The organism is Thioalkalivibrio denitrificans (assembly GCF_002000365.1).
In the GTDB taxonomy this organism is placed as follows: domain Bacteria; phylum Pseudomonadota; class Gammaproteobacteria; order Ectothiorhodospirales; family Ectothiorhodospiraceae; genus Thioalkalivibrio_A; species Thioalkalivibrio_A denitrificans.
On sequence record NZ_MVBK01000014.1, the window covers coordinates 31,035 to 44,353 of the forward strand.

General features: G+C 67.9%; 9 protein-coding genes. All 9 read right to left on the reverse strand.

The window, feature by feature from the left end; all coding sequences use genetic code 11:
- Positions 1–194: 194 nt before the first annotated feature.
- The 9 genes from rsmG to B1C78_RS02605 all read right to left on the reverse strand — a co-directional run bounded on the left by rsmG (position 195) and on the right by B1C78_RS02605 (position 13,120).
- Positions 195–854 (reverse strand): 16S rRNA (guanine(527)-N(7))-methyltransferase RsmG, encoded by a 660-nt coding sequence (rsmG, locus tag B1C78_RS02565; RefSeq protein ID WP_077277574.1) that lies wholly within the window; start codon positions 852–854, stop codon positions 195–197.
- Positions 851–2,740, reverse strand: coding sequence for a tRNA uridine-5-carboxymethylaminomethyl(34) synthesis enzyme MnmG (gene mnmG, locus B1C78_RS02570; RefSeq protein WP_077277575.1), 1,890 nt, complete (start codon positions 2,738–2,740; stop codon positions 851–853). The genes rsmG and mnmG overlap by 4 nt, the downstream gene beginning before the upstream one ends.
- Positions 2,741–3,218: 478 nt before the next feature.
- On the reverse strand, positions 3,219–4,454 hold the full coding sequence (locus B1C78_RS02575) for a hypothetical protein (protein WP_139349780.1): 1,236 nt from the start codon (positions 4,452–4,454) through the stop codon (positions 3,219–3,221).
- A gap of 2 nt (positions 4,455–4,456) precedes the next feature.
- Positions 4,457–7,651 (reverse strand): toxin VasX, encoded by a 3,195-nt coding sequence (locus B1C78_RS02580; RefSeq protein ID WP_077277577.1) that lies wholly within the window; start codon positions 7,649–7,651, stop codon positions 4,457–4,459.
- A gap of 5 nt (positions 7,652–7,656) precedes the next feature.
- A complete protein-coding gene (locus B1C78_RS17560; protein WP_217697987.1) occupies positions 7,657–8,664 on the reverse strand; it encodes a DUF4150 domain-containing protein in 1,008 nt (335 codons plus the stop codon).
- Between the two features lie 63 nt (positions 8,665–8,727).
- Positions 8,728–9,894 carry a hypothetical protein gene (locus B1C78_RS02590; RefSeq protein ID WP_077277578.1) on the reverse strand — a complete coding sequence of 389 codons (1,167 nt, stop codon included), beginning with the start codon at positions 9,892–9,894 and terminating at the stop codon, positions 8,728–8,730.
- Positions 9,895–9,918: 24 nt separating this feature from the next.
- On the reverse strand, positions 9,919–10,275 hold the full coding sequence (locus B1C78_RS02595) for a hypothetical protein (RefSeq protein WP_077277579.1): 357 nt from the start codon (positions 10,273–10,275) through the stop codon (positions 9,919–9,921).
- Positions 10,276–10,301: 26 nt separating this feature from the next.
- Complete coding sequence (locus tag B1C78_RS02600; protein ID WP_175628208.1) at positions 10,302–11,387, reverse strand: DUF2169 family type VI secretion system accessory protein; 1,086 nt, start codon at positions 11,385–11,387, stop codon at positions 10,302–10,304.
- Positions 11,388–12,685: 1,298 nt separating this feature from the next.
- Complete coding sequence (locus B1C78_RS02605; protein WP_077277581.1) at positions 12,686–13,120, reverse strand: hypothetical protein; 435 nt, start codon at positions 13,118–13,120, stop codon at positions 12,686–12,688.
- Between the last annotated feature and the right edge of the window lie 199 nt (positions 13,121–13,319).

Here is a 13,319-nt window from a genome sequence, read left to right on the forward strand (position 1 = left end):
ACCGTTACCGCACGCAATGTGGTAGGTCGGGCTTCAGCCCGACGCCGCTGCCCAACGCAGCCACCGCTGTCGGCCTGAAGGCCGACCTACGACGAATGATGCCTGGCAAAAATCAAAAGCCTTGACGCAAAGACGCAGAGGTTCGCAAAGGTCTTTCCTGAAAGAGCGTTTCTTTGCGTCATCGCGGCTTTGCGTCAAGGCTTTTGACCTTGCTGGCTGTCGCGGGTCCGGCGAAGCTGCACGAGGTGGCGCGCGGCGCTCAGGCCGGGCACGCTGATCGCGTGGACCGCCTCCACCGTCCACGGTGCCGGCAGGTCGGCCAGCTCCGCCTTCGGATCCCGGCCCTTCATGGCCAGCAGGCGTCCGTCGGGCTTGGCAAGATGCCCGGCCAGGGCGACAAAGTCCCGCGTCGCGGCAAAGGCGCGGCTGATGACTGTATCAAAGGCCCTCTCCGGGCGGTAGTTTTCCACACGCGTCTGCACCGCCTCGACCCGCTTAAGCCCCAGCTCCAGGATCACCTGCTTCTGGAAGCGCACCTTCTTGCCCACCGCCTCGACCAGCACCACTTCGAGCGCCGGGTCGGCGATGGCCAACGGAATGCCCGGCAACCCTGCCCCGCTGCCGATATCTGCGATCCGCGAACCATGAATCCAGGGTTTCATGGCCAAGCTGTCGAGCAGATGATGCGTGACCATCTGCGTCGGGTCCGTGAGCGACGTCAGGTTGTAGGCCCGGTTCCAGTGCAGCAACAGTTCCAGGTAGGCCGTCAGCGGCCCCTGGAGATCGGGGGGCAATTGCAGGGCTTCGAGGCCGCGGGCGAGCGCATCCCGGGCCGGCGCGGGCAGGTCCTTCACGCCCGGGCGCGCTCGGGGCCCTGTCGCTTCACGTGCACCAGCAACAGGGACACCGCCGCCGGCGTCACGCCGGGGATGCGCGCCGCCTGCCCCAGGGTGTGCGGGCGATGGGCGGCGAGCTTCTGGCGCACTTCCATGGACAGGCCGCGGATGGCAGCGTAGTCCAGGTCCTCTGGCAGGGCCAGATCCTCGTGGCGGCGCTGGCGCGCCACCTCATCCTGCTGGCGCTGGATGTAGCCGGCATACTTGGCCTGGATCTCCACCTGCTCCGCCACCCGGGGGTCGACCACGCCCGGCCCCGCGGACTCGAGGTCCATGAGCGCCGCATAGCTCACATCGGGCCGGCGCAACAGTTCCAGCAAGGTGTGTTCGCGGCTGAACGGGCCGCCGATGAGTCGCTCGACCTCGGCCACGTCGATCCGGACCGGGTCGAGACGCGTGCGCGCGAGCCGCGCGGTTTCCTGCTCCACCGCCTCGCGCTTGGCGCTGAATGCCGCCCAGCGCGCATCATCCACCAGCCCCATGTCGCGCCCCAGCGGCGTGAGGCGCAGATCGGCGTTGTCCTCGCGCAGCATGAGCCGGTACTCGGCGCGGCTAGTGAACATGCGGTAGGGCTCGGACGTGCCGCGGGTGATGAGGTCGTCGATGAGGACGCCGATGTAGGCCTCGTCCCGGCGCGGGCACCAGGGCTCCAGGTCGCGCACGCCGCGCGCGGCATTGAGCCCCGCCACCAGCCCCTGCGCCGCGGCCTCCTCGTAGCCGGTGGTGCCGTTGATCTGTCCGGCAAAGTAGAGGCCGGACAGGCAGCGCGTCTCGAGGCTGGGCTTCAGGTCCCGGGGATCGAAGTAGTCGTACTCGATGGCGTAGCCCGGGCGCGTGATGTGCGCGTGCTCGAAACCGGGGATGCTCTGCACCAGTTCCACCTGAACGTCGAAAGGCAGGCTGGTGGAGATGCCGTTGGGATAGACCTCGCGGGTGTCGAGTCCTTCGGGCTCGATGAACACCTGGTGGCTGTCCTTGTCGGCGAAGCGCACCACCTTGTCCTCGATGGACGGGCAGTAGCGCGGCCCCACGCCTTCGATGGCGCCGCTGTACATGGGCGAGCGGTGCAGCGCGCCGCGGATGATGTCATGGGTGCGTTGCGTCGTGCGCGCGATCCAGCAACTGGTCTGCGGCGGATGCTCGTCAACGGACCCGATGAAGGAGAACACCGGCCGCGGATCGTCGCCGGGCTGCTCGGCCAGTTGCGTGAAGTCGATGCTCTTGCCGTCGATGCGCGGCGGCGTGCCGGTCTTGAGCCGCCCGACGCGCGGCGCCAGTTCGCGCAGGCGCGCGGCCAGCGCGATGGACGGCGGGTCGCCCGCACGCCCGCCGCTTTGCTGGGTCTCACCCACGTGGATGCGCCCGCCCAGAAACGTCCCCACCGTGAGCACCACGGCCGGCGCGCGAAAGCGCAGACCGGCCTGGGTGACCACGCCGGCGACACGCCCGCCCTCGACGATCAGGTCATCCACGGCCTGCTGAAAGATGAAGAGGTTCGGGGTGTTCTCGACCACGGCGCGCACCGCGGCCTTGTAGCGGACCCGGTCCGCCTGGGCGCGGGTGGCGCGCACCGCCGGCCCCTTGCGGCTGTTGAGCGTGCGGAAATGGATCCCGCCCCGGTCAGCCGCCCGGGCCATGAGCCCGCCGAGCGCATCGATCTCCTTGACCAGATGCCCCTTGCCGATCCCGCCGATGGCCGGGTTGCAGCTCATCTGGCCGATGGTCTCGATGTTGTGAGTGAGCAGCAGCGTGCGCGCACCGAAGCGCGCCGAGGCGAGCGCCGCCTCGGTCCCCGCGTGGCCGCCGCCGACCACGATCACGTCATAGCTTGCTTCGAATCCCATCCAACCGGACCGTTTTCACAGGAAAAGGGCTGGAATTCTACGCCGGGAGCGCTTCCGGGACCACTGTAAGCCCGCGGAAGTGCACGAAGAAAAGAAAATGTTCTCTCGCAAAGGCGCGAAGCCCGCGAAGGAAACCCCTTCATATTCTAGGTGTGTCACCCCAACAGGTTGTTCACAGGTAAAGCGTGGGAGGCTCTCGGGAAGGAGCGAAGCATGTCCTGCGATGCTTGTCGTAGGAGCCCAGCCCTCTGGGCGAACGAACCGGTGTTGTACCAGTGCTGCGTTCGCCCAGAGGGCTGGGCTCCTACAACCGGTCCGGCCTGCCAGCAGCTCAGCCCGGATGAACAACGTATTGAGAGATCACAGCTAGGGATCGAGCTGCTCGCCGGCTGGTGTCCAACTGGCGAGATATGCGGGCAGTATCGTGCCCCGGACCGCGTTCGGCAAACGCGCCGGAAACCTGCTTGACGCAGAGAGCTCACGATGCCCGGCGGTAAAACAACTCGCCGTCGGGGGTCTCGTCAATGCGGATCTCCACCACGGACTGCACCTCGGGTGGCAGAGCTTCCCGAACGGCCTCCCTGGCCTGGTCCAGCCCGTTTGCGCCACCGACCACGCCATGGGCGGGCAAGAGGCTGATCCGGTAGTGCAGTGCACCGGAGTTTTGATCCAAGTCCGATTGCCAGCGGGCCTGCGCCACGGGCGGATGCTCGGACAACACCGCGGTCAGTCCCGCCAGCACGGACGCGAAGTCATGGCGCTCCCCCTCGATGCGCCTCTCTTCCTCCAGCACGGCGCTCGACGGACGCCAGCCGGAGGCCAGTGCCTGTTCGCGGGTCCTGCCCCAGGGGTAGCTCGATGCCGCCGCGAAGGCCGCCGCATGTCGCCGGTCCACCTCGTCCGGGCTCATCCTGGCCCAGTAGTCCGGTGGGCGCCCGGTACGCCGGTCGTGTTCCGCCGTCACCGGATCAAGCGCGCGGTACGGCTCCATCTCCGGGATGTCCGGCAGGGGTTTGGAAATGTCCATGTACTGCTGGAGGAACTCCCACCACAGCGACGCCTGCCATGGCAGAAAGAACTTCAGGCTCTCGTCCCCGTCGTCGCTGTAGCGATGGGCCACGTTCAGCACATACCCCGTGCTGCCCACCCCGGTGGGGATCATATACATGTAACCGTCAAACTCCGCGAACGGCAGGTGCATGGGTGCCTTGTCCCACGTGCGCGTGACGAAGCCGGTGCGGCGGTTGTAGTGGGTGTTGTTCTTATCGCCAACGAGGTTATGGCGGAGGATGAGCTTGCCAATGAAATATAAGAGTCCGGGGAGGATAAGAAACAAGGTAGTCGCGACGTACCACACGACCGAACCAAATACATCTGGCGCGAAACTAATAACTATTACCCCCCCCCCTCCGAAGACCCCAAAGAATGCTGCCACCCTGGTGATCATTTCAATCAGGATGGCCGGATTATTCGGCCCTTTGACCACATAGCGCTCATGGAGGGCCTCCGGGCCCGGCCTTTTGTGACCCTTTAGCCCCCGGGGCATAGTCGAGACCGCCAGAAACTCCCCGCAATGCACGCCGTGGGGCAGTGGCTGGCGACGCAACTGCCGCTGGGTACCGCTCAGCTGCGGACCGCCCTTCTGGCCGGGCAGGTCCTCCTGAGGGCGAGTCGAGTCGTAGGCGGTGTCGGCGTAGTGGACGTTGTTCGTCATGGTCATCCGCGATAGGTCTGCTGTTCGGCATAGGCCCAGCCGGGCACTTCGGTGTTGATGATCACCTCGTCATCCTGAACATCCCGCCGCCCGGGCACCGTCGGCAGGATCAGGCCATCGGTCGTCGTATGGTGCACCCGGGCCCGGTAGCGGTGTGGCGTGCCGCTGCCATCGCCCTGGTAATGGTAGCGCAGCCCGATTACCGCGCCGCTGCGCGGGTCCTTCAAATGAGAGACCAGGTACGGCCGGACGGCCTGCTGGCGACCCACCTCCCGCCGCACAAACATACTGGCAGCGGTCAGGCGAATGTCCAGTGCGCTGCTGCCCACCTCGAAGCCCGGGGCATAGGCCTCCACCACGACATCCGCCACGAAGCCGCCGGGGCCCTGAAAGCCGTGGGCGTTGTCGCGGCGGATGACCACCGAGGGCGACATGAGCAGGCTCATGGCCGCCTGGTGCATCTCTTCGGGGGACAGGTTCTCGTACTCATGGGTATGCCGGTTGTCCGTTCGTGCCGCAAAGGGGCCATACCGTGCCCAGCGCTCCAACGGCGAGTACGTGAGCATCGCGGAGGCCACCAGCGCCACCACGCTGACCCCCAGCAATGCCCAGCCCACCGGGCCTCCCGCCAGGGCGCCCACCCGGAGCAGGGCAGATGCAGCGGTGCCGGCAGCCACTCGCCCGGTCTGCTTGACGGCGCCGGCCATCAGAATGCCTGAGTACCCCAACGCCGAAGTGGCGGATATGCCCATGGCGAGGGCGGCCCGGCCCTCGCCCTTGCGATGGAGCTCCACGGTCTCCCAGATCGCAAGCAGCGAGAAGGCGGCGGCGATCCCCGCACCGGTAGCCGCGAAGGATTGCAGGTGCAGATCAGGACGCAGCGCGACGTGATGACGCACAACTCTTTCCAAGAGTCCGGTGGGCCGGTGATTGGTGAGACTCTTGATCTTGACGACTGCATCCAGACTGGCGTGAGCAGTAGCAACGCTGCCGATAAGGGCTCCAATCACGGCTCCTGCGCGGTCACCTAACTCCTTCTCAGCATCAAAAACTGTGTGCAGCAAGATTCCCGTGTTTACCCCCTGCAACACCGCCACCAGCGGCGGCAAGGCCATGCCCGCTCCCCGCAAACCCCGACCCATTTGCGCATCAGACGCCGTGTTATCGGGGCGGAAGAAGCGCTGACGTTTGGCCGCCGCGGCATCCACCACGGCCACGTGGGCCCTGGCTCGCGCCACCCCGTTCGTGTCCATGTCGGACCAGATTCGGTTTCTGAGGTCCGCTCCGATAACCGTGGGTTCACCGCCCCGGTTCGATGCGATGTCGCGGATGTTGAGACTGCCAACGATGGTGTTTCTCTCCAGATCTACAATCTGCAAGACGTTGGCATTCGCCCGCATCGCTCTGCGATCGTTTGCCACTCGCCGTTCGTTGCGGTTCAGGCGTTTCGCGGAGCCCCAAGTGCCACCGATAACCACCTTGCCGTCCAGCGGACCGCCGGGGTCGACCAGATGCAATCCTCTGAGATCCGGCATGTTGGCGGCCTTGGCCAGCCGCACCAGCGTACTGATGCGATGGGTTTCGGCACTGTCCATCAGCTTGCGCCATTTGGTGAAGTCCCGGACGAAATCGGCCACGACGGCTTCGCCCAGTTGCACGACCTGACGGCTGCCGTCGGCCAGGGCGACGGCCATACGCGAGCTGGCCGCGACGCCGAGCGCGAAGGCGGCGGGGCGAAAGGCGCCATCCGGGGGCGGGGGTTCGGCTTCGGCAATTTCCGGCGTCTCGGGGCGCGTCTCGTCCACCTGCTCACGACTCGGGAAGAGCAAACCGTGGTGCGGATGATCCGGGTCCAGCGCCCGGGCCAGATAGTCCGCCCCCGGGTCGTTAACCGGCACGTCGTAATCTTGGGGCAGATCGTGGCCGGCGTCGATGGCGGCCGGGTCGTAGCTGAGCGGCTTGTAGAAGAGCGTGTCCGTCAGCTCCCAGAGGTCGATGTACTCGGGGCCCTCGCGGGTAGCGTAGTCGATGAGCGCGGCCTTGAGCGCTTCCGCATGCTCATCGAGCCAGCGCACGTAGTCAACCTTGAGATCGCGCAGGGCCGTGCGCAGCGCGCGCCGCTCCGCCACCTTGAGGATGTTCTCCAGCAGCGCACGATCCAGGTGGGCGGCCGCCCTGCCGATGGGGGTCTTCTCGGTCCCTGTTCCAACGGTCAGGTAACCGGGGTCCTCGATGTCGCGCTCGGCGAGCAGGGGATCGAAGAAGGTCGCATAGGCAATGACCGCGCTGGCGTAGTCCGGGTGTTCGCCCATCTCCTCGACGAGGACGCGCAACTCGGCCTCCTTGAGGTAGTAGTTGGCCACCTGCTGCCGCGCCACGCCCAAGGGGTCGTCCAGATACACCACCGGGATGTTGCAGCCCTTGTGTAACAGGATATGGAAAAGCTCCTGGTTGGCGTGGGCGACGTTCTCGACGCGGGCGTGGGTTTCGTCGGCCTCCCGGACGGGGAAAGCGCTTTCATAGCCCGTGAGGTCGATGCGCTGCATGCGCAGGCGGCGGTTCTCGGCAGCGTCGGTTTCGCTGATGCCCTGATCCCCGGGCATGGGGGGCATGTTGTCGGGGTCCAGGCGGAAGTCCTCCGGGTCCATGCCGCCCATGGCGTTGATGCGCGCCCAGCTCCACTGGATCTCCGAGTAGCACATCTCGATGGATACGACCTCGCCGTCCACCCGGTAGGGCAGCAGCACGACGGTGTCGGATTCCGTGGTGGCGGGGCGACAGTCTGTTCCGGACTGGTACGCGAGGTTCACGTCGGAGAAGTAGCCTCGCTCAAGCACCCTTATCTCACGCCACAGATGGCCGTCGCGGAAGATGTACAGGTAGCCGTCCTTGCGCGGCAGATCGCAGTGAGCGGGGTCGCGATCGGGAGTGGTGTGGCAGCGGGGCAGGACAGGGACAAGGACGTTGCGCCCGGTCATGCGCCGTGCGTCCATCGGGCGGCTTTGGGTCTCGCCGAGCGGGATGAGATAGGGGCCGTGCTGGTCGTCGGCGAGCTTGAGGAATGCCTGGCCGCGGCCGGATCGGGCAGGAAGGGTCAGCTCCAGGTGACCGTCCTTTTGCTCCCCGCCGCCGCGTATTGATTTCGTCGGGTGATCGCCTGCGGCCAGTTCATGATGTCTTGCACCTTGTGCCCCCATGGCCCTCATGCCTCCTGCCGGCCGAAACGGCCTCGCGTCATGTACAGATCATCGCCCGCCACGTCCCAGTCGGAACCATCAGGCATCTCTCCCTCGTCGACACCCTGGCTGTCGATCAGATTCACCTCCGGCGGCTTGCCCGCGCCGGCCTGCATGAGCGGCATGGGCGGGGTGTTGCGGTTGTTGGAGACCATCAGGTCCATCTGGCGCACCGCGGGCTTGCCTTCGATGAAGACGTTGTTGGATGCGGTGATGAACTCGGCCTTCTGCTTGATGGTGCCGGAACGCACTCCGCCGCCGCACTTGGCGGGCTCGTCGCCCTTGCTCCTGGCAAAGTCCGCGGACTTGTGGCAGGCGGGGTTGCCTTCGATGAATACGGTACCGGCCGCGTTGGCCGTGTCGCCAGACTTGGCCACGTTGTTGTAGACCACCGCGCGGCATTTCTTGCCGCGCTTGGTCTTGCAGATGTCGACGGTGTTGAGCGTGCCGCCGGAGTCGGCGTGCACGGCGGTGCGGCCGTTGATGACCACGTTGCTGCCGGAGGTGTCGGCCGCGGCCAGTTCCTCCAGGCTGAGCACCTCGATGATGCCGGGGGTGTATTCGATCAGGTCGGCGATGGTGGCGGCGAGATTGTCCGCCTTGCCGGCGGCCGGATCCTCGGCAGGCAGGCCGGTGTGGGGCTCGATGCGCACGCCCCCTTCATCGTCCGGCGGCGGTGCGGGTACGTAGCCGGGCACGTAGGCCTTGAGCACGTCCTCGACGCTCGGACCGCCGCTCGCGATGAACTCGTTGACCGAGGCGCGCAGCGCCCGCTCGGAGGCGCCGGCATCGGCAAAGACGGCCACACCCTCGGCGCTGCCGATGGCGCCGTTCTGCCAAGCGGTGAGGTCGGCCTTGATCAGGCCGCGGTTGCTGGTGCGCCAGGCCTTGCTGCCCTGCTTGTAGAGCGAGACGTTGGGGCTTTCGTCGTGATACTGCACGCCGCCCGATCCGCTCATGGCTGATGTGAACATGGGTCCTCCCCCTCCCTTAGCGTGCCGTTGTCTGCCGATCCACCGCTTCGCGGCGCTCCGTGTTCATGCGGCCCGGGCGCCGGTCTGAGCGCCGTGGGGCCGCCGGAGCAGCACCGCGCCCCGCTGAGGCGATCCGCCCGCTTCCGTGGCCATGCAGTTGTCGACCACGGGATGCTCGAACTCCAGGCGCGCACAGGCGAGTGCGAGCGCCACGGGCAGCGAGGCCGCGCCGATGTCGCCAAGGCTGAGATTGAGGTTGAGGCGCTCCGGAACGGCGGGCTCCGGGGCAGGCACGGCGTCGGCTTCGCCGAGCGCCACGGCCACCCGCTCCGCCTCGGGCAACTCCGTGGGCCACAGCCGGCTTTCGGTCTGGTACCACTCCAGCAGGGCGGACGCGTCCGATCCCAGCGTGAGCACCAGCGCACCCAGATCCTCGAGCGGGCGCTTTGCGTGGCCGAGCGCTTCACGCATGGCGCGGCCGAGCCCTTCGAGCCGGTGCCTGTGGGGCGCGCCGGCGTGGGGCTCGTCGGACACGGCCAGGGCATCGAGCCAGGCCATCACAGACCCATCGTCCTCGAGCTTGCGCTCCAGGACCAGGCAGCAGGCCGCCTCGCCGGGCACCACGCCGTCGCTTCTCACCGTCTGCGCGCGGCCCGCGCGCGCCAGCGCCCGGCAGGTCAGCTCATCCACCAGCGAGTCGACTGCCCCGAAGATCACCGCGTCCCAGCCCTCCTCGTCCCAGGCTTCGAGCGTACGAAGCAGCGCGCGCGTCGCACAGCCCCGGAGCGGTGCGATACGAACGTCGAGAGACTCGCGCCCGGCGTCACGGGTCCGGAGCCTGTGCGCCCACCGATCGGTATGCAGGATGCTGCCGCGCTCCGAATCCGGGCCGGGCACAAGCACCTGGACAAGGACCTTTCGGCCCTCCCCGACGGGCGCCGGCCAGCGTGCAAGCGCACCGTCCAGCGCGAGCGCCAGAGCACTGAACATTCGTTCGTCGGGATCCATCGCCGGCAGGTGACTTCGCGCCAGCATCACGGCAGCGTCGCCGTCGTCGCCGGGCAAGGGCGCCGTCAGATTTTCGTCGGCGCGTGCCAGTGAGTGGCCGGCCGCCACGACACCGAACAGCCCGAAAGGCTGATCTCCCGCTCCGCAGTGCAGACCGACGGCGGTGATGGCGACACCGGCCGGCGCGAGCGCGAAGGCATCGGCGGTTTGCCCTTCGGGCAATTTTGAGACCGCGCCGGACACCGCTCAGGCCACCGGCCGGGCGAAGCCCGCCTTGAGCACTTCCGGGAGCCGCTCGGCGTAGTCGTCCGCGAGGCTGACCTGTTCGCCGTCGATGCGCACCAGTTCGTCGCGCACGTGGCGCAGTGCGGCCGAAAAGCGTTCGTCAAAACCGGATACGAGCTTGTTGGCGCCGCTGGTGGCGGCCACGACGGCCAGCAGGGCGGGCTTGACGACCTTGGCCTCGAAGAGGCCATCGTCCCGGATCTCCTCGGGCCTGAAGGACTGGATCTCCCGCAGATGACGTTCCAGCGGAGTCCCGATCTTTCCCACCACCTTGTCCATGGCGTTGCCGGATACTTGTTCTTTGTGTTTTCCGAACATGGTTCTCTCCTTAGGTCTTAAGGCCTCTATGCTCCGGCCGCCGTCTGCGGCGGCCGCTCCTTTCTCCCAGGCACCGGCACATCCGCCCCGGTGTCGGGGTCCTTCAGAATCACCCAGCCCCGGCGCGTGTCCTCGAGCCGCCAGGGCACGGCGGCGCGGTAGATCATGGCAAGCCAGCGCTCGTCGGTGTTGATCACCAGGGTGTCGCACACGGGCTCCAGCGCCTCGGTGCGCCCGTCGATCACGGTGAAGAGCTGCGCCCGATGGGCGGGCAGTTCGATCAGCACGTCGTGGCGCGGCGGCTGACCCTGGAACAGGCCCCGCAGCGAGAGCAGTTCGCCGCCAGTAAACGGTTTCGGGAAACGCTGGTCCGCAGGCGCCGCGTTGTGCACGCCGGGCCGCAGGTCCTCGCCCCAGGGGCAACCGCCGAAGGCCTCGGGGTCCTCCACCGGTTCGCCCGCGTCGCTCACGCGCGGCTCCCAGAAGGGCGGCAACGGCCCGAAGCCGGCCGGGGGAACCTGCTGCGTGGGCGCGTCGATGAACGGCGGGCCGATCTCCACGCGCGGCAACGTGTCGCTGATCAGGCGCCCGCCGTGGACGTTGAAACCCGTGCCCGCCGGATTGGCGGCGCAGACCTGGTCCTCGTCGCGCGGGTTGGATCCGCCGAAGGCGTACTCGTAGCGAAGCGGTGTGGGCACCACGGGGCCGGTGACCTTGAGGTTGTGGTGCAGCAGAAAGCGCGACCAGTGCCGGGGGCCGAACACGCGCACGGACTTTTGCCACTGCGTGCCATCGCGAAGGCGCAGCCCGACCCGCACCTCCATGGCGTTGAGATCGGCGCGGGGCGGGTAGGCGGTGCCGTAGAGATAGAGCTCCGCGCCTTCCTTGAACGGCGCGATCTCGGAGGCCTCGCACAGGCTGGTGGTCTCCGGGTCGCCGTGGTGGCTGTCCGCCTCGATCAGCGGCGGCGTGGGCAGCACCGGCGTGAGGGTGCCGTCGGTGTCGAAGCGGTGGACGGCCTTGAACACCACGGTCAGCTGCGCCTCGCGCGCGGCGCTCCAGCCCGGGTAGAGGCCGGCGGCCCAGAGCGACTGGTTGGCCAGCTCAAGCATGGGCGCGGGCCCCCGGATTGACGCCGCGCGCCGGTTCGTCCGAAGACTGCAGACGCCGGAGCACCTCGATACGCTGCGCATGCCAGGCGCGCGGCGTCAATCCGGNNCGCATGCCAGGCGCGCGGATGCAGGTCCACCGGACGGCCAAGCAGCACGGCGAGCAAGTCGAGGCGGTCGAGACTCTGCGCGCCCGCCTCCGCCTGCAGGCGATCCACGAGGCCCTGTACGCTGAGCCGCTCACCGCCATGCCAGCGATCCGCGCCCGCAAGCCCCGGCGCCTTGAGCCGCCACGAGGCTCGCGCGGGCCCCGCCTCGGGCAGCTCGCCCGCGGATCCGCCGTCGGCAGCCGGCGCACCCACCACGCTCAGGCGCGGCTTGCGCGGCAGCGTCTCCCCGGAGACCCGTGTCCAGGCTTCGGCTGCGGCTTGTGCGCAGCGCGGATCGTCCAGCGCATCGACGATCCGTTGCACCGCTCTGCGGCCGCCGTGCAACGCGAGCAGCGCGAGTGCCTCGGGGGGGTCAAAGTCGATATGGTCTTTCAGCAGACCCACGACGCCCGGATCGCCGGCGAGCGCCAGCAGGCGCAGCAGTGCGCCCCGCGCCCCGAGGTCGGTTTCGCGCTCGAGCGTTGTGCGCGCGGCATCGGGGGCGTCCGGATCGCCCAGCACAAGCCCCGCCTGGAGCGCGGCCCGCAACACGTCGGGCGGCGTGCGGTCGGCCCCGTCGTCGAGGGCTACCAGCAGATAGTAGGGCTGAAACAGGGAGCGCCTCGTCTCGGGGTTTCGGGCCGCATGATGCAACGCCGCCGCGTGCACGTCGGGCGGGAGTGCGGTGAGGTTGGCGGGCTCGAAGAAGCGCGGCGGCAACGACATGCCGTGCGCCCACATGATGTCCAGCAGCGCCAGCCGTGCCTCGCCCGCCTCGCGAAACGCCGCCTGCAGGATCTCCTGCGACTCGGCACGGGGGAACAGCACCAGCGCATCCCGGGCCGCCTCGGCCATCGGCCCCGGCTCGGCCAGTTTCTCGCAGGCCAGTTCCACCGCCGCCTTGCGCAGGGCCTCATCCGGCGCCGCCAGACGGGCGGCCAGATGCACGAACAGATCCGGTGCCTCGCCGGGCTCGCCCTCGTCCGGATCCACCGACCGGGACAGCACGTGCAGGTGCACCCGCAGGCGATGCTCCAGATCGAGCATCGCGGGCATGGCCACCACGGGCAGATCCAGCCAGCCAAGACGCTGGCGGTAGAGGGCCTTGGCGCTCTGCAGATGGGTTTCGCGGCAGGGCAGATCCATGGGATGTCAGTTCAGCTCGATGGTGGCGCCCTGAAGCCGATGCAGGCCGTCGGCGACGGCGTAGATCTCCCGCCCGTCCACGCACAGCCGGCCGTCCGCGCGCAGTTCAATGGCGGCACGCGCGGTGCGGATGGTGATGCCGCGGTCGCTGGCGACGCTGAGGCTGCCGTCTTCATTGACGCTGAAACCCTGGGACGGGCGTTCGCCGGGGCGGCGCAGGCGCGAGATCATCACAAGGCCTTCGGCAGTGGACGCCACAATGACCTGATCGCCGGGCTCCAGCGGCGGCACATGGCTGGCGTGGGCCGCCACGGGCAGGGGGGCCTCCGTGCCGTGGGGTTGCACGGCGGTGGCCTCGCCCTCGTGCGCGGCGGTCACCGTGGCGAGGGTTACGGTTGCTGCATCCGCCTGCGGCTTGATCTGTCTGATGGCGCTTTTCATGGGCCTGCGTTCTCCGTGTGCTTTCGTGACCGGGGTGTTCAGTTGTTGCCGATGTTGCCGCCCTTGATGTTGACGTTCTGGCCTTCGATGGTGATGTTGCGGCCCTTGATGGCGATGTCGCCGCCGGCGGTGACGCTCATGCCGGCGCCGGCATTGCCCGCGCGCACGTCGCCGCCGGCGCTCAGGCACTGGATCTCGC